We start from the raw sequence: 26389 nt of genomic DNA, 5'->3' as shown, positions 1-26389 counted from the left end.
TTTAATTCTAACTAATTTAATATGAATTTAAGATTAGAAAAAAGAAAAATTTTAATATTTTGTGCCTATATTTAGGGACTTTGTTTTGAAAAAACAAAAAAAAACAAAAATCAATCACAAAAATCCTTAAATTTTGCTATAATATATGTAATTACTAAAACAAAGGGTAAGAGTGGAGAATTTAGCGAAAGAAATTTCTGAAGTTATAGTTTCAAGTAGAATAACAAATATTACAGATAATATGGATGATGTTATAGATATATTACAAAAAGATGAAGACCTATTTTATAAAGTAGAAAATCTATTAACAAAAGATGATATTGTTTGGGTAAACAAAAATAATAATAAAATTTTCTTTGAAGTATCTTTTGATAGTGACTATCCAAAATCTGTAAACAGTAAAATTTTAGACTTAGACACAGAAGTTAAGTGGATTGAAAATCAAATATGTAAAGAAGAAGAGTCTATAAATTGGGAAAATGTAAAATATAGATACAAAAGAGCTTTAAAAGAGTTGGGCTTTAAAAATGTAACTTACTACCAAAAAGTAAGAGAAGTGATAAAGCTTAAAAAACCTACAAGATGGAGATTTTTAAACAATAACTAAAATCATTAGCATATGGATATTCTAAGATTATTTAGAGTAAATTTACATATATAATTTACTTAGGAATATTTATGCAAGAAATAAAACTAGAATCTATTGAAACTGAGCTTTTCAAAGCTACATGGAGCCTTTATGAAGGCTCTTTTCCCTCAAATGAAAAGCGAGAATTATCTGTACAAGAAAAAATACTTAAAAATCAAAATTATACTGCATTATGCTATTTAGATAGTAAAAAGCAATTAATTGCATTGTTGTTTTATTGGAAACTTGGTGAATTTTATTTTATAGAACATTTTGCTGTTCATCCAAAGTGTAGAGGACAATCTTATGGGACGAAAATATTAAATGAATTTTTGAAAGATAAGAAAAATGTAGTTTTAGAGATTGAGCCTGTATGTGATGAACAGACAAAAAAGAGGTTGGATTTTTATAAAAGAGCTAATTTTGTTGAAAATAACTATGAACATTATCAAATACCTTTAAAAAAAGATGATAAATCAATTATATTAACTCTATTATCTTATGAAAAAGCAATCAATAATGAAGAGTATAGTAAACTTCATAAATTAATGCAAGAAAGTCTTGCAATTTATTAGGAGATATTATGAACATATTGATTGCAAGTGATTCATTCAAGGACTCTTTAAGTTCAATGCAAGTTGCCAATTCAATACAAAAGGGTTTTTCAAAAGTTTTTGATGATGCAAAATACCAAAAATTCTTTTTAGCAGATGGAGGAGAGGGGACATTAGAATCTATCTGTACACAAACATTGAATTGTCAAGAAAAAGAGATTGAAGTATTAAACCCAATTGATGAAAAAATCACAGCAAAATATGCTTTTATAGATGAAAAAACTGCTGTTATAGAGATGGCACAAGCAAGTGGATTAGAAATTGTAAAAAAAGAGAAAAGAGATATTATTAATTCTACAAGTTTTGGTTTTGGGCAATTAATTGCAGATTCAATAAACAATGGAGCAAAAAAACTTATTTTAGCAATTGGCGGAAGTGCTACAAATGATGTTGGAATTGGAATGCTTCAAGCATTAGGTGTAAAGTTTTATGATAAGCATAATGAAGAGATATCTGCTAGTAAAATATTGACTGCAAAAGATATTTTTAAAATTGAAAATTTTGATATTAGTGCACTGAGTGCTTTTAAAGATATTGAAATAGTAATTGCTAGTGATGTTACTAATCCTTTGTGTGGTAAAAATGGAGCTACTCATATATTTGGAAAACAAAAAGGAGCAACTTCAAAGCATATAGAATTTCTAGAAGAGAGTATATTTAAATTTTCAAAAATTTGTGAGAAAAAATTAGCAAAGAAAACAAAAGATGAACAAGGAGCTGGAGCTGCTGGTGGAGTTGGCTTTGCACTAAATACATTTTTAAATGCAAGGTTTAAAAGTGGAATTGATACTGTAATTAAGTTAATAAATTTTGAAGAGAAAGTTAAGAATGCAGATTTAATAATTACAGGTGAGGGTAGAGTTGATGAGCAGACTATTTATGGAAAAACTATAACAGGAGTTTTAAAACTAGCTGTAAAGTATGACAAACCTGTAATAATTATAGCAGGTGGTTTGGACGAGGGATATGAAAAGTTATATGCCCATGGAGCAACTGCAATCTTTGATATAACACCTATTTCAAAACCTTTAGAAGATTTATTAAAACAAGCAGATGAGAATTTAACTGCAACAGCTTATTCAATTGCTAATATGATAGCTTTAGGACAAAATAAGTCATTTTAAAATGTAGATATAAAAAAGGAGTTAAATACTCTTTTTTATATCTTGTAGTTTTTTAATCTTATTATTATATATATCTTTTTTTGATTCAACAAATTTTATTCTATCTTCATTTATCTCTAAATATTGTTGTTTAGAGTATTTTATAATTTTAAATAAATAGTTTCTTTTTGATGTTAGAAAATCTTCAATTTTTTCAAATCCAAAATTAACTTTTAATTTTGTAAGTATTTCATCTTCTCTTGGATGAACTACATTGAATTTTGTAGGTTCTTTTTTGTGTAACTCTTCTGATTCTTGTATTTGTTGTTCAAAGTGTGCTATAGTTGCTTGAGTTGTTTGTATATAAGAGTATGACAAAGCTCCATTAAAGTAAGCAAACTTTTTTCTAAGAGCAGAAATATTCTCTAATATGGTTCTATGATAATCAGATAATACATTTTCATATACTTTTGCAGCAAAGTGTCTAGTATTTGAAAACTCTAAATCTGATGCAATTTCTCTATGTTTTTTGATTTTCTCATATGCTTCTTGCCATTTATGAATTTCTGATTTTAATATCCTATAAACATCTCTAAAAGCTTCATCTGTTTGTAATTCATTATTTTTTAGCATCTTAATTGAGCGTTTAAACATTTTATCTACTGTTTGGTCATCATAAAATAAATTTTTATATACATTATCACTATCTATCCAGTAGCTAGTAAACTCTACTTTTTCTATTTTTTTTGATGATAAAAAACCACCTTTATTTTCTTGATATCTGTAATCTGTGATTTTTTTTACATTTTTAAAAGTTTCGTTTGCAATTTTATCCATAATAGATTCTAAAGAAGTATAGATGTTAAATAAATCTTTAGAATACTTCTTGTATATACTATCAAACGCTTCAATTATTTGTTCTTGAGTTGATTTTAAAATATCTATTAAAGAATCATAAGTTCCAATGATTGTTTCATACTCTTTGATTAAAATATCACAAACATTTCTTAAATCTTTTTTTATAGCAAACTCTTTTGATTCTTTAGCTTGTGGTCTAATAGTATTATCAATAAACTCTAAAACTGAATTTATATTTGACTCTTCAAGTTGTTTCATATCAAGTGAAGTATCTTTTTCTTGAATCTTATTTACTTTGTCTTTAAATTTTTCAAAGTTTTGAGAAAAAAAGTCAAGAGAGCTAACTTCTAAATTTTCATTTAATTTATTTTTAAACTCTTTAGTTACTTCTTCATATGCACTTTCAAGTAAAATATTTTTTTGATGTTTTCTTGAATCAAGTGCTTGTTTTGCAGATATTGGAATAACTTCAGCAAAATATTTATTAAATCTATTTTTGATATATTTTGTTGTTGTTTGGATTTGTTCATCTGTAAATTTGTCTTTTTGATTTAGTACGCATAAAGATTTATTTTTAAAGTGTTGCATATACTCTTCTAAAACTTCTGCTTCACTCATTTTTCCTGCATTATCAATAAGAGTAAGCCAAATTATTCCTCCAACATCTCTTAATACTCTTCTAGTTGTTTCTGTATCACCTTGGCTTTGTGAGTTAAGTCCAGGAGTATCAACAAAAGATATATCTTTTAAAATATCCATTGGAGCATATAGTGTTAAATATTTTACTTCTTCAAGCTCTTCTTTTCTTTGGTCTGTAAAATCTGCAATTGCATCTATACTATAATACTCTTCTGCTCCTGATTTGTAAGTGATTTTTAATTTGTACTCTTCACCATAATTTATAAAATTAACTTTTGATGTAACAGGTGTTATTCCTGTTGGAAGAATATTTCTTGATAATAAAGCATTTAAAAAAGTTGATTTTCCAGCTGAAAATTGTCCTGTTATTGCAACTTCCATTGGATATCTTGCTCTTCTAATAAATTTATCTAAAATTGATTTTAATTGAACTGATGGTAAAAAATCATCATCTAAAAGTAAATCCTTTACTTTTCTTATTTCTCCTTCTATACTATTTTCATAAACTACATCTTTTTTTATGTAAGCGTCTTTATACTCTATTACAAATTGTTGTAATAACTTCATTTTTTACAACCTTTTTTTATTGTTTCTAATCTTTTTAAATTTTTATGAATTTCGATTGAAATTTTATCTTTATTTTTATCATTTTCTTTAAATGAATTAATCTGTTCTTTTAATATTTGTTCATTAGTTAATAATTTAGTCTCAAAACTCTTAAGTGGTGCATTTAATGTATCAAAAAATGTATCAATTAGTTGTTCTGAAACCTCTTTTGCTTTAGTTTTAATACTTTTTTCAATACCTATAAACTCTTCTTCTAAAACTTTTTGAATTTGTAAATCTAAACTTTGTATTTTTGATACTTTTGCTTTAGAAACTAAATTAGTAATTTTTAGAATTAATATATCATTTGAAGAAGTTAAAAATCCACTTTTAAAGTCTTGTTGAAAAAAACCTCTTGCATCAAAATTATCATTGTCATGCTTTAATGAAAAACCAAAATCATGATATTTTTGCTCACAAATTTCACCAATATTTTGAGATTTTTTTATAAATTTATATCTATAATCCCTTACTACATCAATTATTCCATCTTTTAATGCTGTTTGAATGATATTTACTATTCTACTTTGTAGAGGTTTTTTCTTCTCTTTTTCAAATGTATATTTTACATCACTAACGACTCTTTGTCTGATAATATTTTGTAAGTCTATTAATTCTGTACTTAAAAATGCTTCTAATGATTCTATATAATTCTTTGCATCACTTTTATAATAAGTTATATCTTCTTGCATTGCTTGAAAGATTTTTTCATTTGCAGATTTCTTTTTATTGAACTCTTTTAATTCTGCTTCTAATTCATCTTTTGATTTTGCTAATAATCTTAATTCATAATTTAATGCTGAATATTGTTTATCAATTGCTTTTATCAATTGTGATTTAGCACCTTTAATAATAAGTTCTGTTTTTGAACTATTTTTTCCAAATAGTGATTCAAAAAGATAGTTTTCAATTTCCACAATACCTGTATCTTCAAGTTTAAATCCAGCTTCTAGTGCCTCTTTTTCTTTTCCTGTTCTATGAAGTAAAGCCATTTTCCCAGAAATTGGAATAAATTTGATAGTTTTTAAAATATAGTCTAGTTGACTATCTTTATTTAAATTATGAAGTTGTCTTTTAATTGAAGTTTTTGTGTAGTTTATTACTTCTTCTAACTCTTCTTTTGATACTGTATCTGCTCTTGTGATTACTATTAATAGTTTTGAAATATTTTGATATAGTAATGCATCCACAATAAACTCTACATCTTTTAAAGTTGCACTTTGACTTACATTCATTAAGTGTAGCATCATATCACAGTTTGATAAGTACTCTTTTGTTATCTCTTCTCTTTGAATAACCGGATCATCAAGTCCTGGAGTATCAACTATTTCTATACCATCTTTTAAAAAATCTAAATCTGATTTTAATTCTACATATTTAACTAAATTACATCTTTTTCCACTAGCTTCTGCTGATGTGAAAGAAGCTAGATTCTCAATATCAACCTTATCACTTCTTGTTTCATCTTTTATATAATTATCTAACTCATCTTTAAACAATGATTTAGTCTCATCTACAAAATCTTTAATTGATTCTATTTCATTGGCACTATTTTCTATTTTATTCCACTCTTCTTTATTCCAATAAAATACATTTGCAGATGGATTTTTATCATATTTTACAATTGTTAAGTTTGCAGTTTCAGGAACAACAGCACTTCCTAATATCTCTTTACCCATAAGTGCATTAAGCATTGTAGATTTACCAGCATTCATAACACCAGTTATTCCAATTGAGAATTTTTGAGAATTTATGTAATTTACTGTATCTTCAAGCTCTTGTTTTAAATCTTGTTTATTAAATATCTCTTTTAATTCTTCTATGATTTTTGATATTTCAGCTTTATGTTCATTAAAGTTTAAATTATCATCTATAAAAATATCAGAGTTTATCTCTTTTTTATTAATTTCACTAGGATCAAATAAAGAAATCAGTTTTTCATTATCAGAAGTAGTAATTATCTTTTCATTTTTTAGATATTCAAATGCATTGTGCAATATTGATATATTATTATTTTCATGATTTATAATCTCTTCTATTAGATTATATTGAAGTTGATAAAGTTCATTTACATTATTTGGTGTTTTACTAGTTATTTTTTTACATAAAGAGTTAAAAGAGTTTAAAGGTAAGTATTTTTCATAATTTTTTCTATTTGCACTTAAAATTAATGCAACTATTTCAAAGAATTCATTTGTATCTGACTTTATAATTTTATATGAAATCTCTTTTTTTATTAAAATTCCATGATAAAGTAAAAAGTAGTCATTTGCTAGGTTCATTATGCCTCCATATAGCATTAAATATAAAAAGATAATTACCAAAATTGGTAATTATCTTTTTATATTGTTTTAATACGAAAAGGGAGGTTAATTCTTTTCGTATTAAAGAAGTTTTATTTAATTGAAACTAATTTTCTTCTTAAATAAGCAATTTTATTTTGTAATGGTAAATGTTTTGGACAATGGTCTTCGCATGCCATTAATGACATACATCCAAAAATACCATCATCATCACCAACTAATTCATAAAAATCTTCAGTTGTTCTATTATCATGTGGATCAACTTCAAATCTTGCTACTCTATTTAACCCAACTGGACCAACAAAATCTGGTCTCATTAATATAGTACCACAAGAAGCAACACAAATACCACACTCAATACATCTATCAAGTTCGAAAGTTTCATCTGCTACATCTGGATCAACTCTTTCTTCAAGTTTTGAAATATCTGGTTTTTCATTTGTATGAATCCATGATTCAACTCTTTTTGACATCTTATCCATCCATTTACCTGTATTAACAGATAAATCTTTGATAAGTTCAAATGCAGGCATTGGCATTAATTTTAATTTTCCTTCTGGATAACTTGATGTAAGTGTTCTACAAGCTAGTGCTGGTTTACCATTTACAACCATTCCACAAGAACCACAAATACCTGCTCTACAAACAAAGTCAAAAGATAAATCAGCATCAAAATTCTCTCTAATATAATTTAATGCAATAAAAAGAGTCATTCCAGGAGTCTCTTCAAGTTTATAATCTACAAAGTGAGGTTTTGAAACCTTACTTCTAGGATTGAATTTAAGAACTGATATAGTTATTTCTCTACCTTTTTCTACACTCATTACTTGTCTCCTACTCTTTCATTTTTCTCTTTGTAATTCATTGGTAATTCAAATGGCATTAAGGCATCTTGAATCTCATGTCTATCTTTGCCCTCAGCTTCAAGTTTTTCTCTAATAGAGTCAACTTCTTCTTGTCTTTTTGCAGATAGTTCATTTTCAATAATCATACCCTTAGCACCATAACCTCTAAATGCTGGTGGCATTTCCATTTTCATAACATCAAGTGGTGCATATTCAAGTTTTGGTTCAATATCATCTGGATTTGGCCATGTACATAAAGTTCTGTTTAACCAGTTTTCATCATCTCTTTTTAGATAATCTTCTCTATAGTGTGCCCCTCTTGATTCTGTTCTATCTCTTGCACCCTTAGCTACACAAAGCGCAATTTTTAACATTTTTGGAACTCTATAAGCTTCTTCAAGTTCAGGGTTTCCTGCTCTTTCTTTAGATTTTACAGTTATGTTTTTTGTTTTTTCTAATAACTCTTTTAACTCTTCAACAGCCTCTTCTAAGTGTGGACCATCTCTAAAAATACCAACTTTTTCATCCATGATATCTTTCATTCTATTTTTAATTTTAAAAATATCTTCACTACCATTTAAAGCTAATAATTCATCTAAGTATGCATCTTCTTTATCCACAAACTTTTGAATTGTAGCAGTTGGAATTGTAACGTCATTCTCTTTACAAAAATCTGCAAAGTAGTTTCCAATAATCATACCTGCAACAACAGTTTCTGATACAGAGTTTCCTCCAAGTCTATTAAATCCATGCATATCCCAACAAGCAGCTTCACCACAAGCAAATAGACCTTTTAATCTTGTTGATTCACCAGTTGGTTTAGTTCTAATACCACCCATTGAATAGTGTTGCATTGGTAAAACAGGAGCCCATCCTTTTTTGCCCTCATCAGCTGGATCAATCCCATTAAAGATTTGACAAATCTCTTGTACATCTCTTAAGTTTTTCTCAATATGCTCTCTACCTAAAATAGAGATATCTAACCATACATGGAAACCATAAGGTGATGGTACACCTTTACCATTTCTAATATGCTCAATCATTCTTCTTGATACAACATCTCTTGAAGCAAGCTCTTTTTTCTCTGGCTCATAATCAGGCATAAATCTGTGACCGTCAACATCTCTTAAGATACCTCCATCACCTCTACAACCTTCTGTTAATAAAATTCCAGATGGAACAATTGGAGTAGGGTGGAATTGTACAGCTTCCATATTAGAAAGTGGTGCAATACCAGTTTCAAGTGCAATAGCTGCACCTATACCCTCACAAATTACAGCATTTGTAGTTTGTTTAAATACTCTTCCATATCCACCAGTTGCGATACATGTTCCTTTTGCAACGTAAGCTTCTAATTCACCCGTAATTAAATCTCTTACAACTGCTCCATAACATCTACCATCTTCATGAATAATAGAAATAGCTTCTTTTCTATCTCTTATATCAACTTCATGTTTTAAAGCTTCATTTGCAACACCAAATAACATAGTATGTCCAGTTGCATCTGCTGTATAACACGTTCTCCATTTTTTTGTTCCACCAAAGTCTCTTGATGTAATAAGACCATGTCTATCTTCATCTTCTGTTATAGTAGTTTTTTTAGCATTGATAACTGCTTCTCTTGAACCTGCTCTAACTCTAGTCCAAGGTACACCCCAACCAGCTAATTCTCTAATAGCTTTTGGTGCAGTGTGAACAAACATTCTTGCAACTTCTTGGTCACATCCCCAGTCACTACCTTTTACAGTATCTGCAAAGTGTAAATCTTCATTATCTCCATCAGACATCTTTGAGTTACCTAAAGAAGCTTGCATACCACCTTGTGCGGCAGCACTATGTGATCTTTTTACAGGAACTAATGATAAAACAATTGTACTAAGCCCTTTTTTTTGTGCGGCAACAGACGCTCTAAGTCCTGCTAGTCCTCCACCTATTACTAATGCATCACAGTAATTAATTTTCATATTATGCTAGCCTCCCAGTATTGTCAATTTTCATTATTTTTGCTGTTGGCACATATCTTTCACCATAATTAGCTTTGTGCTCAAGACCTATTTTCATGTATGCTGCTAATGTAGCAAAACCTAATACAAGAAAAAATACAGTTAATGCCCATTTAACTTTTTTAAGAGTTTTTCTAGTCTCTCTTGGATTGTTCCCATCAAACCAACCCCATTTTACACATAGTCTATAAAGACCAATTGTTCCATGAAATTCAACAGCTAGTAATAAAAGGATGTATAAAGGCCACATCCAATCACTAACAACTCTATCAGAAGAAGCATAAGGCCCAATTTCTCCTGGATTACTTAACATGATATATAAGTGTACAGAACCCAAAAAGAACATTGCAAAACCAGTAAATGCTTGTATAAACCATAATTTTGTATCATCATGACCCATACTTTTTGCATGTGCTTTTACTACTTGATACTGTTTAAAATTACCAGGTAACTTTCTCATACCCAAAGCAGCATGAACAATAAATATAACAAAAATAACTGCAACAGCTGCAGATACAAACAGGGGATGTCCTCCTTCAATTATGAAACTTCCCTCTAATGCTTTTGTTACACTATACATAAAGTCTTTACTAACTAATATCGAAGATACTAATAGCATGTGAGCCCACATAAAAAGAGCTAAAAATAAACCCGTTGCACTTTGAATATAATCAAGCCTTGCAGGAAGCCTACTCTTTTTTCTTTCAGTTGTAGTACCAATATAACCTTCAATTAGGTCACTCATTTTACATCCTTTCTAGTGATATTACTAATGTTTTTAACGTAAAGAGATAATAGCAAAAATCTTCTTCAAAAATCATTATAAAAAGAAATAATAAGCTTGTACAAATATTGTGCATAAAAAAGTAAGATAAATAAAAAAAGCCCTATTTCTAGGGCTTTTTTAGATAGTGTATTTGATAAGAAAAAATAAAATATTATACGTTGATTGTTACATAATAACACATACTATTTTATAAATAATGATCTAACAGTCATTTGCGAAATTTCTATTATTGTATCAATACTTGGAATTGGAATAAAAAATACAATAGCACTACCAATACCACCTAAAATTGTAACTATTGCTAAGAATGCAATTACATATGTTGATACTCTTTTGTCATTAAATCCTACACTTTCACAAGATGCATTTGCTGGATAAAAATACATTGTTGCAATAAGTCTAAAATAGTAATAAACAGATACAATTGTTGCAAATATTGCTAATACTGCAAGTGCTGCAAATCCTGCATTAATTGCTTCTGTAAATACATAAAATTTTCCAATAAAACCAATAGTTGATGGAATACCTGCTAAACTTAAAAGAAATATAGTCATCATTGCTGCTAAAAATGGTCTTTCTTTTGATAAACCTTTAAAATCATCATATGTAACTCTAACACTTGTTTCAGAAATAATATGCGAAATTAATCCAAATGCACCAATAGCTGTAACTAAATAAGCAATTAAATAAAACATAGTTGCATATGCTGCTTCACCATTTTGTCCCAATGCAAGAAATGCCAATAATAAATATCCTGTATGTACGATTGATGATGCTGCTAACATTCTTTTTACAATTTTTTGTGTTACTGCTAACCATGTACCAAATACTAAAGTTAAAATAACAAGTACATACATTATAGTATCCCAAAAATCAATAATAGAAGCAATATCTTGTAAGAATACTCTTAAGAAAAATGAGAAAATAGCTATTTTAAATACAGATGCCATATATGCAGTAATAATCATAGGTGCACCTCTATATACATCTAATACCCATGATTGGAATGGAAATGCTGCAATTTTAAAAAGAAAAGTAAATAAAATTAAAGTAATTCCTATATAAACTAAGTTTAATTCTGCACCACTATGTGTTGCTATATATGTTGAAATTTCACTTAAATTTGTTGTTTGTGTAGCACCATAAATTAATACAGTACCTAATAAGTAAAATGCACCTATAAAAGAACCTAAAACTAAATATTTAAAAATTGCTTCAACTCTTTTATTGTCATCACTGTTATATCCTACCATTACATATACTGAAAATGAAGCTATTTCAAGGGCTATAAATGCTGTTAATAACTCATTTGAATTAGCTAATAAAATCATTCCAAATAGAGCAAACATTAAAATAGTAAAAAATTCACCTTTAAAATATTTTCTATGTAAAAAGTAGTGTTCTCCAATTAGTATTGTAAGTAAAGTACCTAAAATAAGTAATATTGTAAAAAAGTTTGAAAACGAATCAAAAATTAGTACATTATTAAATATATCACTATACACTTTTATTGAATACATATCTTCAAATGAGAAAATAGAAAAACCTAAAGCTATAATTAAAAATATCGATGATATAACAATAAAATTCTTTGTAGAATATTTGTCATATACACTTAAAAGCATTAATATAACACTTGCTGATAAAATTATTAAAATTGGCATTATTAAGATTAGTTGATTCATTTCATCGCTCCAATTTTTAAAATGTCATTTATATAATGAGTCACAGTTGGCTCAAATTTATCTATAAATATATCAGGATAAATACCCATTAAGAATACTAAAATAATCCATGGAGTTAAGCCAATAATCTCTTTTATTTTCAAATCTCTCATTTTTAAGCACTCGCCATCTCTATTTTGTAAAATAGCTCTTTGAAACATCCACAACATATAAGAAGCTCCAATAATTACTGTAAGAGCTGAAATATAACCTAAAGTATGATTAAATTCATAAATACCAAAAATAATTAGTAATTCAGATACAAATCCATTTGTTCCTGGTAGACCTACATTTGCAAATAACATAATTGCAAATATAACTGTGAATATTGGTGCAGTTTTTGCAATACCACCTAATTGCTTAATAGATTTTGTTCCTGTTTCTTCATGAATAATACCAACAAGTAAAAATAGTGCACCTGTTGCAATTGCATGGGCAATAATTAAATATAATGCACCATTAATTCCATACTCATTCAATGAAAAAATACCAGCAGAAATAAAACTTAAATGTGATGCAGAAGAGTATGCAAACATTCTTTTGATATCATCTTGCATAAGGGCAGCTATACCAAAATAAATAAGCCCAAATAGACCAAATATAACAAACCACATTGAAAATTCTACATAAATATCAGGAAAAATAGGAATCATAAATCTTACAATTGCATAAACACCTAATTTAGCCATTATTGATGATAATAAAAATACTGCACCAGTTGGAGCATTTTTATATGTTTCCATAATCCACGTATGTAAAGGAAATATTGGAATTTTAATAGCAAAAGCTGCAAGAAATGCTAAAAATAACCAAATATTCTCTTCATAACTTAGTGTTGTTATTTTCATAAGATCATTGTATTGAAATGACCAGTAACCATACTCTGAATTAAAAGCAACACCAAGATATAAAATAGCTACAAACATTAATAATGAACCTGCCATTGTATAAACAGTAACTTTTATTGTTGTAAATACTTTATTACCAAAACCATATATACCAATTAATAAAAATACTGGTAGAAGCATAACTTCCCAAAAGAAGTAAAATAGTACAACATCAAGTGCTAAAAGTGAACCTGTTACACCTGTTTGTACTAGAAGTAGGTTAATCCAATAACCTTTTGTTCTTCCTTCCCATAAAAGTAAATATGAAGTTGGTATTAATATGGCAATCATCATTAAAATTGTTAATGAAAAACCATCAACACCAATGTAATAGTTAATTCCATAACTACTAATCCATGAGGCATTTGTCACAAACTGCATACCTGCACTTGGTTCAAACTCTAAATATAGCTTTAACACTAAAGCTAAAACAACTGTAGTTGCTAAAAAAGCTATATTTCTAACAGCTTCAACATTTTTAGTTGTAATCATTAATCCAAAGGCTACAACTGCTGGTAAAAATATTATAAAAGATAAAACATCTGCACTCATACTACAATCCTAACAAAATATATAAATATACAAAGATACAACTCATTCCAACTAACATAAATCCTGCATAGAATCTAACATTTGCATTTTGAATAGTTGCAACTTTTTTTCCAAATGAAACAAACTCATTGCAAACAGTCATAATAAATCCGTCAATAATCTTTTCATCAACTACTTTATCAATAAATGTACTTAATTTTTTACTTGCTTGTACAAAGATTTTGTCATAAAACTCATCAACATAGAATTTATTTGCAATAATTCCTTCTTCACTCTCTGGTTTATAAATATCAAATTTTGCATATTTTTTATATGCAACTAAAATACCCGCAACTGCTACAATAATAGAAGCTGCCATTAAAATATACTCAGTTGAGTGAGACATGTGAATTGCATTTGAATTTAATTGAGTAAGCCATGCATCAACCATCGCTTCTCCTCCAAAAATTGCTGGAAAGTTTAAAAATCCTGCTGCAATTGCACCAATAGATAATACTAATAGTGGAAATGTAATAGTTTTAGATGTATAAATATGCTGTGAAACATTTTTAGTTGGAGCCACAAAAATAATAAAATATAATCTAAACATATAAAATGCTGTTAAAAATGCTGTAAACATTCCAATTCCCCAAATTAAGTATTCACCTTCTTGGAAAGCTGCTGCTAAAATCGCATCTTTTGAAAAGAAACCTGAAAATGGAGGAATACCAGAAATTGCAATTACACCAACTAAGAATGTAAAATGAATAATTGGTAATTGAGCTCTGTGTTGTGCAATTTTAAAGATATTTTGTTCATGATGAAGTGCAATAATAATACCACCAGCACCCATAAATAACATTGCTTTAAAGAATGCATGTGTAAATACATGAAATAGCCCTGAACTATAAAAACCAAGACCAACAGCTATAAACATATATCCTAATTGAGACATAGTAGAGTACGCAAGTATTTTTTTAATATCTTGTTGTTTTGTTGCAATAATAGCTGCAAATAAAGCAGAAAATGCACCAATATAAGCAATAAATAGGCCAATGTTTTCAATTCCACTATATAAAAAGTGAAATCTTGCAACCATATAAACACCAGCTGTTACCATTGTTGCTGCGTGAATAAGTGCCGAAATTGGTGTTGGTCCTGCCATTGCATCAGGAAGCCATACATATAATGGAATTTGTGCTGATTTTCCCATTGCCCCAACAAATAGTAAGAAACCAGATAGTATTAATAATTCACTTGAAGCATTTGATATATTTGCTTCTATTGTAGAAAAGCTAAGTGAATCTGCACCTACAGCAAAAAATAGAGTTACAACACCTAATAAAAATCCAAAATCTCCAACTCTATTTGCAATAAAAGCTTTATTTCCTGCAATAACATTCTCTTTATCCCCATAATAAAATGCAATTAGAAGATAAGAACAAACTCCAACACCTTCCCAACCTATAAATAAAATAATAGGATTATCTGCTAATACTAAGATTAACATTGATGCTAAAAATAAGTTAAAATAAGCAAAAAACTTTCCAAAGCCATCATCGCCTTTCATATATCCAATTGCATAAATGTGAATAAGCCATCCAACAAATGTAACAAACATTGACATAAAAATTGCAAGGTTATCTCCAAGAAAACTCATTTGAATTGTTAAATCACCAATTGAAATCCAAGTAAATAAGTTTTGAGTGAAAATTACACCTTCTTCTTTCATCTGTAAAAATAGATAAAGTGTAATTAAAAATGCAATTAAAGGTGTTCCTGTACCAATAATTGAGAATATTTTATCAGAGATTTTTTGCTTTTTTATATGATAAAAATAAAACCCTGCATTTAAAATAGCACCTAATAAAGGAGCTAAAATTATCCAAACTAATAAAGGAGTATTCATGAATTTTCTCCTTGTGTTAGTGTAGTAAAGATATCTGTATCTAGTGATTTTTTAGATCTAAATAATAAAATAATTACTGATAAGAAAATTGCAGCTTCAGCAGCAGCTATTGCAATTACAAGAACTGTCATTACTTGTGCATCTAAATTAAAATGATATCTAGCAAATGTAACTAAAAATAGTGTAATACCATTTAGCATTAGTTCTATTGACATATAAATTACAAAGATATTTTTTCTTGCAATAACACCAATAACACCTATTGAAAATAGCATCATTGAAACAAATGCATATGATGATAAACTTATCATTATTGTTCTCCTTTATTTTCTTTAGGTTTTCTTTTTTTTGCAAGAACAATTGAACCTACTAGCGCAACTAATAATAGTACTGATATAAGCTCAAATGCTATTAGCCAATTATTATAAAGTGCTAAGCCAACAGGTTTTATATCTCCAAAGTTACCCTCTACAATATTTAAATCTTTTTCAGGTAGATTTGATACTGCTTTTAAAACTAAAATATTTAAAGGTAAAACTAAAAGGACACCTAAGCCAATTAATGAGTATTTTTTTGGTTCTTTTGGCAAATCTTCTTCTTTAATGTTAAGAAACATTAAAATAAAAAGAATTAGAGTCATAATTGCACCTGCATAAACAATTATTTGAACCATAAATAAGAAGCTTGCACTCAATAGGGCAAATAATCCACCAATTGATAGCATAGTTATTAATAAACCTAATGCACTATAGATTGGACTTTTATTAACTAGCATTGCAATTGCACCAGCTATTGCAAATATACTTAGTGCTACAAAAACTATATCAGCCATCATTTAAATCCTTTGAACGTTCATTTGACATTAAGTAGTCTTTATCAACTACAAACTCTTCTCTTGAAGAGCCTGTAAATGAAAAGATTCCTGTATCCATTCTAATTGCATCGCAAGGACAAGCTTCAACGCAATATCCACAATAAACACACTCTAAAAGGTCAATTTTGAACTGTTTTGGTCTTTTTTCAGCAACTCCATCAAATCTCTCTTGGGCATCAATGAAAATACAGTTTGCCGGACAAGCTGTTGCGCACATATAACATGCAACACACTTTTCACTTCCATCATCCCACTTGGTAAGTCTATGTACACCTCTGTATCTTTCATTTAAGTCATTAGGTTGTACTTCTGGGTATGACATTGTTCTAAGATTTGATGTATCTTTTAAATTTTTAACAAAGTGCTTAAAAGTTGTCTTCATTCCACCTGCAATAGCTGGTAGATATAGTTTATCTTTTAGCGACTTTCCGTGTCTTGGTACTATTTTAATTCCCATATTAACTTCCTGTAACTACAATATATGTTGCTGTTATTACAATATTTAATAATGATAAAGGTAATAACACTTTCCAACCTAACATTTGAAGTTGGTCGTATCTAAATCTTAACAGTGTCCATCTAATCCAGATAAAAACTAAAGCAACAAGAAAAAACTTAATAATAAAAGTTAAAACTTGAAGTACTGCAACTGTAATTGCTACACCATTTTGACTTAAGCCTGTTAATAAAAACCAAGCAAATAAAGCAACAGTAATAATAGCAATTGCCCAAAATACTTTATTTAAAATTCCAGTCTCTTTTGCTCTTATATCCGTAGGATCTTCCCAATTATTATTCTTCTTCATCCATGAAGTTAAAATAAAGATTTTTATAGGAACTAATATCATGATTGCAATCATCACATAATCAATATTACTTTTAAGAGCTTGAGTATCTAACCATGGAATTTGATATCCACCAAAAAATAGTGTTACAATAATAGCACTTGCTGCACAAAGTGCTGCTAACTCACCAACTTGAAAAAGTCCAAATCTCATAGCAGAATATTCAGTGTGGTAACCTGCAACAATTTCTGACTCACCTTCTGCTAAATCAAAAGGAGCTCTATTAGCTTCTGCAAATGCAGTAACAATAAAAATAAGTGCTGCTAAAGGTTGTAAGAATATACCCCAAGCAGGAATAAAACCAAATAATAGTTCTCCTTGTGCTACAACCATATCTCCTAAATGAATTGAACCATATGTTAATATCATAGAGATAACTGATAAAGCCATAGCTGCTTCATATGATATAACTTGTGCTGTTGCTCGAATAGAACTTAAAATACCATATTTACTTCCAGATGAATATCCACCTAAAATAATTCCATAAGTTGATAAACCAGCAAATGCTAAAAACCACATAATACCAAGTCCCATTGGTAGTGCTTGCATCATATGTGATTGATTGTCAATTATTAAATCATCTGCAAAAGGTATAACTCCAAATGTTAAAAATATACAAAAGAATAGTATAATAGGAGCTAATGTAAAGAAAAATTTATATCTAATATGACTAGGCATAAAATCTTCTTTAAATACTAACTTTAACATATCTGCAATACTTTGTATTAGTCCACCAAGTCTAATTGGGCCAATATTACATCTATTTGGACCAGCTCTATCTTGAATAAAACCTGCAACTCTTCTTTCCCACCATACTAAAATAGGAGTCATTCCTGTTGCTAAAATCAATGCAATATGAATATTTATAATAATAACTACTAAAGAAACTGTTGTCATATATTTCCTTTTTCAACCATGCTTTTCATCTCTTCAATAAGTGAAGTAATAGATAAGGCTGGATTTTCTTTATTCATTTTAGAGATAACTTTTTGTTTTACACCATCACAATTAATGTATGTTCCACTTTTTTCATAAAATGATGAAATAGCAATTGCTACATTTGATTTTTTAATTGTCATACAATTATGTGAGAAACAACTAACTACTTTTTTATTTTCCAATAAGGCTAAATTATCATCAAAGAGACTACTATCAAAAACTACAACCAATGAAGATTTATCTAAATTTTCTTTAAACTCTTTTTCCTCTTCACTTATTTGATACTCTTTAAATGCAGCTCTATTTGCACTTTTGTCATTTTTTTTCAAATAGTCATCACCAAATGATTCATCAATATAGTTTGGTGAATATCCACTTATATTTGCTTTTACCATATTAGCTAAAGCTTTTATATTTTGTATCTCTTCACAAGAAAGATTTGGTCCTAATACAAATAGTGCTTCTTTATTTGTAGCAATAAGTTTAAACATTGAAGCAATACTATTTTCAACTGTTGACTCTTTTGAATCAACTATTGCATTTGTAAATCTATTTTTATTCTCATTGTGATAAGACAATCTTCCCTCATCACAGATAAAATGACCATTTACTTCTTTATTTACTCTTGGCCTAAATCTAAAAATCTGATCATCTTTATATTTCTCTTTTCTATGATCAACATGGATATTACACCCTTTTGAACAGCCATTACAAATTGCATTAAAGCTTTCAAGAAACCATACTCTTTGTTGGAATCTAAAATCTTTTGATGTTAATGCTCCAACTGGACATAAATCAACCACATTCATAGCATACGGATTAGAAAGTGGTTTCCCAGGAAAAGTCCCAATTACTGAGTGATCAGCTCTATTTATTACACCTAATTCATTTGTTCCTGTTATATCAGAACAAAATCTTACACATCTTGTACAAAGAACACATCTTTCTTGGTCAAGCATAACATTTGCACCAAGATCAACTCTTTTTCTTGCATGATTTTTACTATCAACATTCACTCTTGAGTCATAGAAACCTGATTCCATATAGTAATCTTGTAATTTACATTCGCCTGCTTGATCACAAGTAGGGCAGTCTATTGGGTGATTGATTAGTTGAAGTTCTAAAATATCTCTTCTAACTTTTTCTATATTCTCACCCTTTGTTCTTACACTCATACCATCTTTAATAGGTGTATCACATGCAATTTGAGGTCTTTTTTGCCCCTCAATTTCTACCATGCACATTCTACAATTTCCATCTTTCCCTAGTGCTTGGTGATAGCAAAAATGAGGAATATGTATATTCTCATCTAATAAAGTATCAATTAAAAGACTACCTTTAGCAGCTTCTAATTCTTCTCCGTTTACTGATATTTTAACCATTTCACTCATGTTTTGTTATCTCCTTTAGGTAACTATTTTCTAGTTACCTGTATATAATTGTCTTGGTCTAGCTATTTTGTGAGTTGGATCTTGTTTTAATTCAGACCATTGAGAAATCCATCCAGGAATTCTTCCAATAACAAAGATTGGAGTAAACATTGCAACAGGAATTTTAAGTGCTGTTAATATTACACCTGAATAAAAGTCAATATTAGGATATAAACCTCTATCTCTAAAGTAACTATCACTTAAAGCTGCTTCTTCAACTGCATGTGCAATATCTAGTAATTTAGAATCTAGATTTAATTCTTCTTTTAATTGATCTTGTAATTTTTTTAGAGTTTCTGCTCTTGGATCTCTATTTTTATAAACTCTATGTCCAAATCCCATAAGTCTAAATGGATCATTTTTATCTTTTGCTTTTGCAATGTAAGATGGAACATTTTTAACATCACCAATTAATCTTAATTGATCCATTACTTTTTCATTTGCTCCACCATGTGCACTTCCCCATAAAGCAGCAATACCTGATGAAATAGCAACATATGGATGAGCTTCTGTAGAACCTACATTTCTAACTGTTGTTGTAGATGCATTTTGTTCATGGTCAGCATGAAGTGTTAATATTGCATCAAGTGCATCAACTTCAACTTGTTTAATTTCATCATTCTTTCCACCACCAAGGTACTTCATATTTCCACCTGGATAAGCTCTTAGCATATATAAAAAGTTTTCTGTGAAATATTTATTTACATCTGGATAAATCAATGGAGTACCAATAGAGTTTCTATATGCCATAGCAGCAATTGTAGGCATTTTAGCTAAGATTCTTCTTCTCATTGTTTTGAATTCTTCTTCATCTTCTAAATGTAAATGATCTTTATAAAATGCAGATAAAGCAGTAGTTGCAGCTCCCATTGTAGCCATTGGATGTGCACCATCTGGTAAAGCATCAAATAATCTAATAATACCTTCATTTAAAAATGATCTATGTCTAATCTCTAAATCAAAATCTTCTGATTCAGCTTTTGTTGGAAGTCTTCCCATCATAAGTAAATATGAAACATCAAGATATGATCTCTTTCCAGCAAGATCAGCAATATCATAACCTCTATATCTTAACTCTGAGTTTTCTCCATCAATGAATGTAATTTTAGATTCACAAGAAGCTGTTGAAGTATAACCTGGATCGTATGTAAACATTCCAGAGTCCTTATAGAAACTTCTAATATCTACAACACTTGGTCCTCTAGTACCATCAATAATATTGTACTCAAAAGACTTTCCACTTCTATTGTCAGTTAATGTCATTGTATTCTTTGCCATAATTTTCTCCTAGGTTTATTTAAATTCTTTTATAAATTCATCTTTAAATTTGATAATTATACTTTTAATTATATCTTTAACAGCAGGTGCAAAAACACATATAGTTTTACCATTCATTGTTTCACAAACATCTAAAATAGTATCTAAGTCTTTTTGTGTTCCCTCACCAGCTAATACTTTTGCAAGTATCTTATCAATCCAGCCACAGCCCTCTCTACAAGGTGTACATTGTCCACAAGATTCATGATGATAAAACTCAATTAAGTTTTTAGCTACATCAATCATACTCATATCTTCATCAATTACAATCATTCCTCCTGTACCAAGTGTTGAACCAATATTCCACATTGATTCATAATCTAACACTGCTTCTTCAACTTCTTGTGCAGTTAAAATTGGACAAGATGAACCTCCAGGAATTACAGCTTTAAGCTTTTTACCTTCTTTCATCCCTCCACCAATTTTATTGATTACATCAATCATCTTATTACCAAATGCTAATTCATAAACACCTGGATTTTTAACAGGTCCACTCATTGCAAATAACATAGTTCCAGGTGACTTTTCAGTTCCGTATGCTGTGTAAGCTTCATAACCTTTTTCTACAATAAAAGGAACAGTTGCAATTGTTTCTACATTATTTACAGTAGCAGGATTATCAAAAAACCATTCACACTCTTTTTGGTGTGGTTTTAATCTTGGATGTCCACGTTTTCCCTCAAGTGATTCAATAAGTGCTGATTTTTCACCACAAATATATGCTCCACCACCTCTGTGAACTGTTATGTCCATTCTATAATCATGACCCATAACTTTTTCACCAATAATTCCAGCTTCATATGCTTCTTTAATAGCTTCATTTAATCTATCAATAAACCATTTATATTCACCTCTTACATAAATATATGCATCATGAATATTCATTGCATAAGATGAACATATTATTCCCTCAATTAAAAGGTGTGGATCATATTGAAAAATTTGTCTATCTTTAAATGTTCCTGGTTCAGATTCATCTCCATTAACAATTAAATATGCTGGTCTTGGATCATCTTTTGGCATTAGTTTCCATTTTGGACCACATGGTGCTCCACCACCACCTTTACCTCTAAGCCCTGAGTTTGTAACTTCTTCAATTACATCTTCTGGTGCCATTGTAAATAGTTTTTGTATTGAAGAGTATCTTCCATTATCTTTTGCTACTTCTAATTTATGTGAATTAGGAATATCAAAGTTTTTACTTACTACTTTTACTAGCATTTTTGCACTCCTCAATTACATTCTTTAATGACTCAACACTTTGATTCTCGTGGTATTGTCCATTTAGTGCAAACATTGGAGCTCCACCACATGCACCTAAGCACTCAACTTCACTAAAATGAAATAAACCATCTTCGCTTGTTTCTCCTGGATTTATACCAATTGTCTCTTTTATAAACTTTTTTAATTCAGGAGCACCCATAACCATACATGACAATGTTTTACATAGTTCAATATGGTATGTTCCAATAGGTTTTAGATTAAACATTGTATAAAATGTTGCAAACTCATAAACTTCAATTGGAGATTTATTTAGTTTTTCTGCAACATAAATCATTGCATCTGGACTTACCCAACCCTCTTGTTCTTGAACTAACCATAAAGCTGGAAGCATCATAGAGTTACTATTTGGATATCTTTTTATTTGCTCTTGAAACTTTGCTTCATTTTCAGGTGTATATTTAAATTTACTCATTATCTATCAAACTCCCCTGCAATAAAGTTCATACTTGCCATTGTAATAACAGCATCTGCTAACATTCCACCCTCAACAATTCTTGAGTATGCTCCAAGAGAGTAGAAGCTTGGTGGACGACATTTTACTTTATAAGGTGTTCCTGTTCCATCACTTGTTACATGAAAACCTAACTCTCCATTTGCACCCTCAGTATATCCATAGTACTCACCTTTTGGAACTTTAATACCCTCAAAAGTAAGTTTAAACTGATTCATTAAACCTTCAATATTTCCATAAACATCTTTTTTATCAGGAAGTAATACTCCTTGGTGATTCACATTTAAAGGTCCATCAGGAAGCTCTTTCATAGCTTGTTTGATTATTCTTATTGATTGTCTAATCTCTTCAAATTTTACCATTACTCTATCATACACATCACCATGGCTTCCAATTGCTACATCAAAATCAAAATTTTCATAACCATAATATGGAGCATCTTTTCTTAAATCAAAAGCTACTCCTGAGGCTCTTAAATTAGGTCCTGTAACTCCTGCACTAATTGCGAACTCATCATTTATAACGCCAACATCTTGAGTTCTATCATGGAAAATTCTATTGTGTTCTACTAGCGATAAAGCATCATTTATTCCATTTTCTACATCTTTTAATACTTCATTTAAATCTTCTTCAAACCCATCATATAAATCAAACTCTAAACCACCAATTCTTGTATATGAGTTTGTAAGTCTTGCACCTGTTAGTTTTGATAATAAAGTATAACTTTTATCTCTTGGAGCAAATAAGTACCAAAAGTTTGTAAGTCCACCAAGGTCAACCATATTTGCTGCATTACATACTAAATGATCAATTATTCTACTTAGTTCACCAATTATAATTCTAATCATTTTAGCACGCGCAGTTATATCAATTCCTAACATATCTTCAATTGCTTTTGAATATCCAATATTATTTAAAATAGCACTACAGTAGTTAAGTCTATCTGTATAAGGAATTACCTGTGAATAGGTGTGTGTTTCACATGCTTTTTCAAAGCCTCTATGCAAATAACCTACTTCTGTTACACAAGCTTTAATTGTTTCACCCTCCATTGCTAAAAAGTTTCTAATAGTACCGTGACTTGCTGGGTGTGATGGTCCAACATTTAAAAACATTAAATCTTCATGATCTTCTTTGTTATATCCATAAGATTCAAGTAATGGAGTCATTTCATCCATTAGATCTTCTGTTTGAGTACATAATTGTCTTTTAGTTACTGGATAATCTTTTCTTAATGGATGACCTTTAAACTGGTGGTGATTAAGAACTCTTTTTAAGTTTTTGTGACCTTTAAATATTATTCCATACTGGTCATATGCTTCTCTTTCAGCCCAATTAGCACTATAATACATATCTGAAATAGAATCAACTGTTAAAGTTATATCATCAACAAAAGCTTTTACTGTTATAAACTTTTTAAATGTATGATCTCTTAAAATATATACAACAGCAAATCTGTTAGGAGTTACATCAGGATACTCTAAATAATCAATTACAGTAATATCTAATAAAAGAGGATAACCATCTTTTTTTAATTTAGAAATTGTATTTCTTATTTCATTTGCATTGATTAAAATTTCATTTTTATGCATCTAAAATTCCTTTGTACTCTCTTTTTTCTCTATCTTCAAGTACTGATTCTCTTTGAGCTTTTTCTTGAACTCTCATTACAGCATCTAAAACAGCTTCTGGTCTTGGAGGACAACCTGATACATACTCATCAACAGGAATAATTTCATCAATTCCTTGGACCGTTGTATAATTGTCATAAAATCCACCAGAACATGCACATGCTCCCATTGATATAACCCATTTAGGTTCACACATTTGATCATAGATTTTTTTTAAAATTGGTGCTTGTTTATATGTAATAGTCCCAGCTACAATCATTAAATCTGCTTGTCTTGGAGAGAATCTTACAACCTCTGCACCAAATCTTGAAAGGTCATATTTTGCACCAACTACAGACATGAACTCAATACCACAGCATGCAGTACCAAATACCATCGGCCACAAAGAGTATGATCTACCCCAATTTATTGCATGATCTAGTTTTGTTGTGATTATTGAATCTCCAAATGATGACTCTGCTCCTAATCCCATGATAACGCCTTTTTCTTATAAATATAAATTAATCCTGCAAAAAGTAATGCCATAAACATAAACATTTCTGCTAGGCCTAAAAATCCTAGTTCTCTAATATTTACTGCCCAAGGAAACATAAAAATAATTTCTACATCGAAAATTACAAAAAGAATTGCTACTAAATAGAATTTGATTGAAAATCTAAGATTTGTAGTACCTACTGGGTTTGAAACCCCACTTTCGTATACTGTGTTTTTTTGTTTGTTATCTTTGTTATTAGGTCCTAAGTATCTAGTGAGCACGAATACGCCCGTTAATACTAATCCCATAATTATAAAGACACTCGTCGCTAAAAGTAGTTCTGTTGACATTGTACTTCTTCCCATATAGTTTTATTATGTTTCGATTGTACAATATTTTATAGTAAGTATAAAGGTATTATAAGATTATTTTACACATTCATTAAAATAGTGAGAAAAAATGTAATACTTTAAAAATAACATTTTTTCTAACTTAAATATGTCAATTAAATTCATTATTTAAATAAGAAAGTGATTTAATTAATTCATTTTTACTAAGTGCTATATTTAGCCTAAAATAGCCTTTTGCTTCTTTGCCAAAAGTTGAACCATCATTTAATGCAAGCTTAGCATTATTTAAAAGTCTGTCAAAAATATTCTCATGTGAATCATTGATTTTTAAAAAATTTAGCCAAAGTAAATATGTTGCTTCTGGTTTATTAAAGCTTATGCTACTTTTATTCTCTTTTAAAAAATCATCAACATAGTTTATATTGTCTTTTAAGTATTGAAGTAAAAACTCTAGCCACTCTTCACCTTTATTGTATGCAGATATTATTGATTCAAGTCCAAATATATTTACAGAGCCAATATGTCTTTTTTGGATTGTTTTATTTAATTTATTTTTTAGAGTACTATTTTTACAAATAATATATGAGCTATTTAATCCTGCAAGATTAAAAGTTTTACTAGGAGAGTTTAATATTATTAGATTATCTAAATATTTATCTTCAAGATGTAAAAAAGAGGTAAATTTTTTAAAGACTAAATCTGAATGTATTTCATCACTTATTATTGTTATACTATTTTCATAACATATTTTAGCCAATTTTAAAAGTTCTTCTTTGCTCCATACTCTACCTACTGGATTATGTGGTGAGCATAAAATTAAAAGTTTTGTTTTTGAAGTTATTTTATTTTCTAAATCTTTAAAATCCATAGTGTAATAATCATCAGAATTTTTTAATGGATTTAATATTAATTTTCTATTATTGTCTTTTACAACAGAGAAAAAAGGAAAATATACTGGTGTTTGAATAATTACTTCATCATCTTTATTGCTAAAAGCCTCAATACAAGCACTTAGTGCTGTAACAACACCACTTGTTAAAAGGATATCATTTTCAGTAAAATTTGAAATTTCATGTCTTTTTTTATACCATGAAATTATACTATCATATACTTTATTACTAACTATTGGATAACCAAGTATCTTTTTGTCAAAAACTTTTTTTAAATCATCAAGTATAAATTGTGGAGTTTGATAATCCATATCTGCAACCCACATTGGTCTTGCATCTTCTACATGAAAATATTTTTTTAAGCCATCATACTTAACACAATCACTATTTTTTCTATTAATATACTCATCAAAATTATATTTTTTCATTTTACCTCTACCATAAACTATTTTTTATAGATATAATG

Annotated in this window: 23 protein-coding genes; 3 read left to right on the top strand and 20 right to left on the bottom strand. The window is 29.1% G+C overall.

Annotated elements, in window-relative coordinates; all coding sequences use genetic code 11:
* Positions 1 to 172: 172 nt before the first annotated feature.
* The 3 genes from ACAN_RS11925 to ACAN_RS11915 all read left to right on the top strand — a co-directional run bounded on the left by ACAN_RS11925 (position 173) and on the right by ACAN_RS11915 (position 2366).
* The gene (locus tag ACAN_RS11925; protein ID WP_099333606.1) at positions 173 to 607 is read left to right on the top strand and encodes a hypothetical protein; all 435 of its coding nucleotides are present in this window, start codon (positions 173 to 175) and stop codon (positions 605 to 607) included.
* Between the two features lie 71 nt (positions 608 to 678).
* Positions 679 to 1203, top strand: a complete 525-nt coding sequence (locus ACAN_RS11920; RefSeq protein ID WP_099333605.1) for a GNAT family N-acetyltransferase — start codon at positions 679 to 681, stop codon at positions 1201 to 1203.
* A gap of 8 nt (positions 1204 to 1211) precedes the next feature.
* Positions 1212 to 2366, top strand: a complete 1155-nt coding sequence (locus ACAN_RS11915) for a glycerate kinase (protein ID WP_099333604.1) — start codon at positions 1212 to 1214, stop codon at positions 2364 to 2366.
* A gap of 21 nt (positions 2367 to 2387) precedes the next feature.
* On the opposite strand, the gene ACAN_RS11910 is transcribed toward ACAN_RS11915, so the two are convergent.
* The 20 genes from ACAN_RS11910 to ACAN_RS11815 all read right to left on the bottom strand — a co-directional run bounded on the left by ACAN_RS11910 (position 2388) and on the right by ACAN_RS11815 (position 26351).
* A complete protein-coding gene (locus ACAN_RS11910) occupies positions 2388 to 4409 on the bottom strand; it encodes a dynamin family protein (RefSeq protein ID WP_099333603.1) in 2022 nt (673 codons plus the stop codon).
* Complete coding sequence (locus ACAN_RS11905) at positions 4406 to 6730, bottom strand: dynamin family protein (RefSeq protein ID WP_099333602.1); 2325 nt, start codon at positions 6728 to 6730, stop codon at positions 4406 to 4408. The genes ACAN_RS11910 and ACAN_RS11905 overlap by 4 nt, the downstream gene beginning before the upstream one ends.
* A gap of 113 nt (positions 6731 to 6843) precedes the next feature.
* Positions 6844 to 7575 (bottom strand): fumarate reductase iron-sulfur subunit, encoded by a 732-nt coding sequence (locus ACAN_RS11900; protein ID WP_079579934.1) that lies wholly within the window; start codon positions 7573 to 7575, stop codon positions 6844 to 6846.
* The gene (locus ACAN_RS11895; protein ID WP_099333601.1) at positions 7575 to 9560 is read right to left on the bottom strand and encodes a fumarate reductase flavoprotein subunit; all 1986 of its coding nucleotides are present in this window, start codon (positions 9558 to 9560) and stop codon (positions 7575 to 7577) included. The genes ACAN_RS11900 and ACAN_RS11895 overlap by 1 nt, the downstream gene beginning before the upstream one ends.
* Before the next feature lies 1 nt (position 9561).
* The gene (locus ACAN_RS11890; RefSeq protein WP_079579936.1) at positions 9562 to 10344 is read right to left on the bottom strand and encodes a fumarate reductase cytochrome b subunit; all 783 of its coding nucleotides are present in this window, start codon (positions 10342 to 10344) and stop codon (positions 9562 to 9564) included.
* A 224-nt stretch (positions 10345 to 10568) separates the two neighbouring features.
* Positions 10569 to 12071, bottom strand: a complete 1503-nt coding sequence (locus ACAN_RS11885) for an NADH-quinone oxidoreductase subunit N (protein WP_099333600.1) — start codon at positions 12069 to 12071, stop codon at positions 10569 to 10571.
* Positions 12068 to 13549 (bottom strand): complex I subunit 4 family protein, encoded by a 1482-nt coding sequence (locus ACAN_RS11880; RefSeq protein ID WP_099333599.1) that lies wholly within the window; start codon positions 13547 to 13549, stop codon positions 12068 to 12070. Before ACAN_RS11880 ends, ACAN_RS11885 begins: the two co-directional genes overlap by 4 nt.
* 1 nt (position 13550) lies before the next feature.
* Positions 13551 to 15437 carry an NADH-quinone oxidoreductase subunit L gene (nuoL, locus tag ACAN_RS11875; protein ID WP_099333598.1) on the bottom strand — a complete coding sequence of 629 codons (1887 nt, stop codon included), beginning with the start codon at positions 15435 to 15437 and terminating at the stop codon, positions 13551 to 13553.
* Positions 15434 to 15748 (bottom strand): NADH-quinone oxidoreductase subunit NuoK, encoded by a 315-nt coding sequence (nuoK, locus tag ACAN_RS11870; RefSeq protein ID WP_079579940.1) that lies wholly within the window; start codon positions 15746 to 15748, stop codon positions 15434 to 15436. Before nuoK ends, nuoL begins: the two co-directional genes overlap by 4 nt.
* Complete coding sequence (locus ACAN_RS11865; RefSeq protein WP_079579958.1) at positions 15748 to 16269, bottom strand: NADH-quinone oxidoreductase subunit J family protein; 522 nt, start codon at positions 16267 to 16269, stop codon at positions 15748 to 15750. The genes nuoK and ACAN_RS11865 overlap by 1 nt, the downstream gene beginning before the upstream one ends.
* A complete protein-coding gene (locus tag ACAN_RS11860) occupies positions 16262 to 16768 on the bottom strand; it encodes a NuoI/complex I 23 kDa subunit family protein (RefSeq protein WP_099333597.1) in 507 nt (168 codons plus the stop codon). The genes ACAN_RS11865 and ACAN_RS11860 overlap by 8 nt, the downstream gene beginning before the upstream one ends.
* A 1-nt stretch (position 16769) precedes the next feature.
* Positions 16770 to 18053 (bottom strand): complex I subunit 1/NuoH family protein, encoded by a 1284-nt coding sequence (locus ACAN_RS11855; protein WP_099333596.1) that lies wholly within the window; start codon positions 18051 to 18053, stop codon positions 16770 to 16772.
* Positions 18050 to 19486 carry an NADH-quinone oxidoreductase subunit G gene (locus ACAN_RS11850; protein ID WP_099333595.1) on the bottom strand — a complete coding sequence of 479 codons (1437 nt, stop codon included), beginning with the start codon at positions 19484 to 19486 and terminating at the stop codon, positions 18050 to 18052. Before ACAN_RS11850 ends, ACAN_RS11855 begins: the two co-directional genes overlap by 4 nt.
* A gap of 30 nt (positions 19487 to 19516) precedes the next feature.
* Positions 19517 to 20803: a citrate synthase gene (locus ACAN_RS11845; protein WP_079579944.1), complete on the bottom strand. Its 1287-nt coding sequence runs from the start codon at positions 20801 to 20803 to the stop codon at positions 19517 to 19519.
* A 15-nt stretch (positions 20804 to 20818) separates the two neighbouring features.
* A complete protein-coding gene (gene nuoF / locus ACAN_RS11840) occupies positions 20819 to 22063 on the bottom strand; it encodes an NADH-quinone oxidoreductase subunit NuoF (protein WP_079579945.1) in 1245 nt (414 codons plus the stop codon).
* A complete protein-coding gene (locus ACAN_RS11835) occupies positions 22041 to 22538 on the bottom strand; it encodes an NADH-quinone oxidoreductase subunit NuoE family protein (protein ID WP_079579946.1) in 498 nt (165 codons plus the stop codon). The genes nuoF and ACAN_RS11835 overlap by 23 nt, the downstream gene beginning before the upstream one ends.
* A complete protein-coding gene (locus ACAN_RS11830; protein WP_099333594.1) occupies positions 22538 to 24169 on the bottom strand; it encodes an NADH-quinone oxidoreductase subunit D in 1632 nt (543 codons plus the stop codon). The genes ACAN_RS11835 and ACAN_RS11830 overlap by 1 nt, the downstream gene beginning before the upstream one ends.
* Positions 24162 to 24680 (bottom strand): NADH-quinone oxidoreductase subunit B, encoded by a 519-nt coding sequence (locus tag ACAN_RS11825; protein WP_099333593.1) that lies wholly within the window; start codon positions 24678 to 24680, stop codon positions 24162 to 24164. The genes ACAN_RS11830 and ACAN_RS11825 overlap by 8 nt, the downstream gene beginning before the upstream one ends.
* On the bottom strand, positions 24671 to 25033 hold the full coding sequence (locus ACAN_RS11820) for an NADH-quinone oxidoreductase subunit A (protein ID WP_079579949.1): 363 nt from the start codon (positions 25031 to 25033) through the stop codon (positions 24671 to 24673). The genes ACAN_RS11825 and ACAN_RS11820 overlap by 10 nt, the downstream gene beginning before the upstream one ends.
* Positions 25034 to 25184: 151 nt before the next feature.
* Positions 25185 to 26351, bottom strand: coding sequence for a MalY/PatB family protein (locus ACAN_RS11815; protein WP_099333592.1), 1167 nt, complete (start codon positions 26349 to 26351; stop codon positions 25185 to 25187).
* Positions 26352 to 26389: the final 38 nt, after the last annotated feature.

The organism is Malaciobacter canalis (assembly GCF_008000835.1).
GTDB classification, from domain to species: Bacteria; Campylobacterota; Campylobacteria; order Campylobacterales; family Arcobacteraceae; genus Malaciobacter; species Malaciobacter canalis.
This window is presented reverse-complemented; position numbering and strand designations above follow the sequence as displayed.

Coding starts and splice junctions, on each gene's coding strand:
- ACAN_RS11895 (WP_099333601.1), bottom strand. CDS start 9,560: ATGAAAATTAATTACTGTGATGCATTAGTAATAGGTGGAGGACTAGCA.
- ACAN_RS11850 (WP_099333595.1), bottom strand. CDS start 19,486: ATGAGTGAAATGGTTAAAATATCAGTAAACGGAGAAGAATTAGAAGCT.
- ACAN_RS11835 (WP_079579946.1), bottom strand. CDS start 22,538: ATGAGTAAATTTAAATATACACCTGAAAATGAAGCAAAGTTTCAAGAG.
- ACAN_RS11885 (WP_099333600.1), bottom strand. CDS start 12,071: ATGAATCAACTAATCTTAATAATGCCAATTTTAATAATTTTATCAGCA.
- ACAN_RS11880 (WP_099333599.1), bottom strand. CDS start 13,549: ATGAGTGCAGATGTTTTATCTTTTATAATATTTTTACCAGCAGTTGTA.
- ACAN_RS11890 (WP_079579936.1), bottom strand. CDS start 10,344: ATGAGTGACCTAATTGAAGGTTATATTGGTACTACAACTGAAAGAAAA.
- ACAN_RS11900 (WP_079579934.1), bottom strand. CDS start 7,575: ATGAGTGTAGAAAAAGGTAGAGAAATAACTATATCAGTTCTTAAATTC.
- ACAN_RS11860 (WP_099333597.1), bottom strand. CDS start 16,768: ATGGGAATTAAAATAGTACCAAGACACGGAAAGTCGCTAAAAGATAAA.
- ACAN_RS11845 (WP_079579944.1), bottom strand. CDS start 20,803: ATGGCAAAGAATACAATGACATTAACTGACAATAGAAGTGGAAAGTCT.
- ACAN_RS11910 (WP_099333603.1), bottom strand. CDS start 4,409: ATGAAGTTATTACAACAATTTGTAATAGAGTATAAAGACGCTTACATA.
- nuoF (WP_079579945.1), bottom strand. CDS start 22,063: ATGCTAGTAAAAGTAGTAAGTAAAAACTTTGATATTCCTAATTCACAT.
- ACAN_RS11855 (WP_099333596.1), bottom strand. CDS start 18,053: ATGACAACAGTTTCTTTAGTAGTTATTATTATAAATATTCATATTGCA.
- ACAN_RS11865 (WP_079579958.1), bottom strand. CDS start 16,269: ATGGCTGATATAGTTTTTGTAGCACTAAGTATATTTGCAATAGCTGGT.
- ACAN_RS11915 (WP_099333604.1), top strand. CDS start 1,212: ATGAACATATTGATTGCAAGTGATTCATTCAAGGACTCTTTAAGTTCA.
- ACAN_RS11825 (WP_099333593.1), bottom strand. CDS start 24,680: ATGGGATTAGGAGCAGAGTCATCATTTGGAGATTCAATAATCACAACA.
- nuoK (WP_079579940.1), bottom strand. CDS start 15,748: ATGATAAGTTTATCATCATATGCATTTGTTTCAATGATGCTATTTTCA.
- ACAN_RS11820 (WP_079579949.1), bottom strand. CDS start 25,033: ATGTCAACAGAACTACTTTTAGCGACGAGTGTCTTTATAATTATGGGA.
- ACAN_RS11920 (WP_099333605.1), top strand. CDS start 679: ATGCAAGAAATAAAACTAGAATCTATTGAAACTGAGCTTTTCAAAGCT.
- ACAN_RS11815 (WP_099333592.1), bottom strand. CDS start 26,351: ATGAAAAAATATAATTTTGATGAGTATATTAATAGAAAAAATAGTGAT.
- ACAN_RS11830 (WP_099333594.1), bottom strand. CDS start 24,169: ATGCATAAAAATGAAATTTTAATCAATGCAAATGAAATAAGAAATACA.
- nuoL (WP_099333598.1), bottom strand. CDS start 15,437: ATGAATACTCCTTTATTAGTTTGGATAATTTTAGCTCCTTTATTAGGT.
- ACAN_RS11905 (WP_099333602.1), bottom strand. CDS start 6,730: ATGAACCTAGCAAATGACTACTTTTTACTTTATCATGGAATTTTAATA.